Genomic DNA, 2,781 nt, shown 5'->3' on the forward strand with positions numbered 1-2,781 from the left:
GCCGTTTCCGGCGGGACGGGAGAGCGGGGTCGCGCCGAGGGCGGAGAGGGGGGCTGGTCCTGCGCCCGCCGGAAACGGCCACATCCACTCGACCGACGGCCCGCCCCGGATGGCACCGCCCGACCTCGAGACCGGCCTGCCCTCCCGGCCGCTCATCCCCGTCGACCCGGCAGGACGCCGAGGAGACGGCCAGCGTTGATCATGTGGACGAGATCGCTCAACTCGTCGGCGCGGTCTGTCCCTTGCCTGCTTACTCCAGACCACCGAAGCGGAGGGCATCCTTCATCTCGCTGAACTTCGCCGCTGCCGTCGCGGTCCACTCCTGCGGCTGTCCAGCAACACGGAGGGCGTCCTCGATCTCCCTGAGCTTCACGGAGGGCAGCACGCCTGCCCGCTCGACCAGGTCGTCCCGGGACACGCTGGTCAGCCATGTGCAAGGGGTGAAGCCCGGACGCGGGAACGCGAACCGCAGCACGCCTTCAAAGGGCAGTCCTTCCGTGGCGCCCACGGCAACTTCGATTCCCAGACCGCTGATGTCGACGCCCGCCGGAGCGACGACCTGCATCGCCCGGAGCCCGGACGCCTCGTCTCCCGGCAGCAGCACGACCGGCCGTCGCTCATCGAACTCGACCCACCAGACTTCGCCGTGCTGCATCTGTCCTCCTGGCTCGATCTGCGGTGAGGGCGCTGTGGATACGGCTGCGGCCACCGTTGATCATCGGTGTTCGAGGACTGAAGATCATGAGGTGGCCGAGGGTCACAGCGTAGACCGTGCCCGGTGGCCGGAGTCCTTCGAGGGCCCGGTGCGGCGGATCGTCGGCGGCTTTGCGCGGGTTAGACTCCGGCGCCGGGTGCGGGACTTGGGCCTTGGGCTTTGGGATGCAGCATCTGCTCGGGCAGGCAGGGCTCGTGGTGGACGAGACCGGCGCTCCGAAGAGGGACACGCAGGTATTGACCATGCCCTGTACCTGCCCAAGTCCTGGACCGGCGACGTCGAACGCCGCGAGCAGGCCGCAGCCCGACAGGACGGGCTTCACCCGCACTGGAGACACGTGAACTGGGCTCCGCGCTCGCGGTCTTGGGCACTAACCGCGTCCCACTCCGGCCAAGCCCTGGTACCGCTGGGTCACCCTCGCCCTGCTCGCCCACACCAAGACCCCCGAACGCCGCGAAGAGGCGCCGCCGAGCCACCCTTCACCCATGAAGATCACGATCTACGGCTGGAGCATCACGGGTCGCGAGGCGGGTCGCGCAGGATGTCGGCGGTGATGTCAGCCAGTGACGTGCCGGTACGGAACGCCTCGGCACGCATGCGGGCCAGCGCGTCCTCCGGGGCGATCCCCTGCCGGGATGCCAGCGCCCCGACGGCGCGGGCCGTGTCGAACCAGTGGGCGCGGACAATCTCCTCCGGTTCCCAAGCGGGCGGCTCCCCTCCGCTCAGCAGCATGTCGCGAGTTGACATGAGAGCGACCGACACGGCCTCGGCCACGTCCTCCGCCTGCTCCAGCTCGCGCGCGTCCAAAGCGTGTGCGCGACGGGCCAGCAGGTCCACGGAGCCCAGGACGTAGTCGCCGAAGAACAGGGGGAGCGCGTACACCGATGCGATGTGCGGCAGCCTCTCGCGTACGGACGCGCCGAACAGCGGCCAGGGCGTCACATCGTGGCGCAGGTCGTCGACCGCGACAGTCTCACCGCGGTTCGCGGCGGTGAGGCAGGGCCCTTCCAGCACCGTGAACTGGATCTCTTCCAACAGCAGGGCGTCGTCGTCAGAGGCGGCGAGCAGCTGCCGCGAGGGGGTGTCGGTGAGGAGGGAGAGGGTCGCGCCGTCCACACCGAGCCCCTCGGACACAGCCGCGCACACCAGCCGGGGTATCTCCTCGGCGTCCGCGTCGGCGGCCACTTTGGCGACCAGCCGTGCCGTCTCGGCCGCTTTCGAGGTCATTGTGCGCTCCGCTCGCGCTGTGCGTCCGGCGGGGACGGCCGGCAGGCGGTCTCACCTGGGCGGTGTCCGACGCGCTGTGGGGATTCATGGCGAGGTGCCGTCCTCGTGTGCGGACGGTCGGACACCGGTGTCGGACACGGGTCCGGTGAGCGTCGACCGGCTTCGCACAGGCCGTGTCGGTTCGCGGGGTCCACGGATGCTCCGTTGCGAAGCCGAGAACGACATGATTGGGACGTTCTGGCGCGGTGACTCGGCGGTGGAACAAGGAGCAGCCGAACGGAAGGGGCAGACCGTGCACGCTCCCGACGCGGCTGGCGGCCGTCACAGTCCGCTGGAAGAGGTCACCTGGGACAAGGACGCTCATCCCGACGAGGCTGCCGACGGCCCCGCAGAGACGCCCCCGTCGCACGAGGGTCGGTCGGTCCCGCTCTCCCTGCGCGCGCTCACCTTCGGCGCACGGGTCGGACGACGCTGCCCGCGTCACACCTGAGCCTGTGGTCGCCTCGCCTGGAGTGGCTGAGCAAGCCATGCGGTCGGCAACGCGGCGTGAAGGCCGCGTCGCCGGTCTCTACACCCAACGCTTCGGTCCCTGGCCTCCGAACCAAGCCGTGATCGTCATGGTTCACGGGCTCGGCCTGTCGGGACGCTACTTCACCCCTCTCGCCGAGTCGCTGGCGGCTGCGGGGCACACCGTCCTGGTGCCGGACCTACCGGGAAACGTACGCTCGCTACGGGCCGTCCGGCGCGCTCCGGACGTCGAGGAAACGGTGCAAGCGCTGCTGCGCTGGCAGGCGGCCGCGGCGATCGGTCCGTGTTTCCTGGTGGCCAACTCGGTCGGC

At 70.1% G+C, this 2,781-nt stretch carries 3 protein-coding genes; 1 reads left to right on the forward strand and 2 read right to left on the reverse strand.

Annotated features, from left to right (window positions below):
• Positions 1 to 250: 250 nt before the first annotated feature.
• Positions 251 to 655 carry a type II toxin-antitoxin system PemK/MazF family toxin gene (locus AOJ26_RS13780; RefSeq protein ID WP_053848551.1) on the reverse strand — a complete coding sequence of 135 codons (405 nt, stop codon included), beginning with the start codon at positions 653 to 655 and terminating at the stop codon, positions 251 to 253.
• 573 nt (positions 656 to 1,228) lie between these two features.
• On the reverse strand, positions 1,229 to 1,942 hold the full coding sequence (locus tag AOJ26_RS13785) for a GAF and ANTAR domain-containing protein (RefSeq protein ID WP_053848552.1): 714 nt from the start codon (positions 1,940 to 1,942) through the stop codon (positions 1,229 to 1,231).
• A gap of 512 nt (positions 1,943 to 2,454) precedes the next feature.
• On the opposite strand from AOJ26_RS13785, the gene AOJ26_RS13790 reads away from it, so the two are divergent.
• Positions 2,455 to 2,781 (forward strand): alpha/beta hydrolase (locus AOJ26_RS13790; RefSeq protein ID WP_234358549.1); only part of this gene is annotated, 327 nt, incomplete at its 3' end.

The sequence above is a fragment of the Streptomyces sp. NRRL B-24085 genome (genome assembly GCF_001282115.1).
Taxonomy (GTDB): Bacteria; Actinomycetota; Actinomycetes; order Streptomycetales; family Streptomycetaceae; genus Streptomyces.

What these genes read in the sequence shown, in the direction of transcription:
- AOJ26_RS13780 (WP_053848551.1), bottom strand. Translation starts at nt 655, where the DNA reads ATGCAGCACGGCGAAGTCTGGTGGGTCGAGTTCGATGAGCGACGGCCG.
- AOJ26_RS13785 (WP_053848552.1), bottom strand. Translation starts at nt 1,942, where the DNA reads ATGACCTCGAAAGCGGCCGAGACGGCACGGCTGGTCGCCAAAGTGGCC.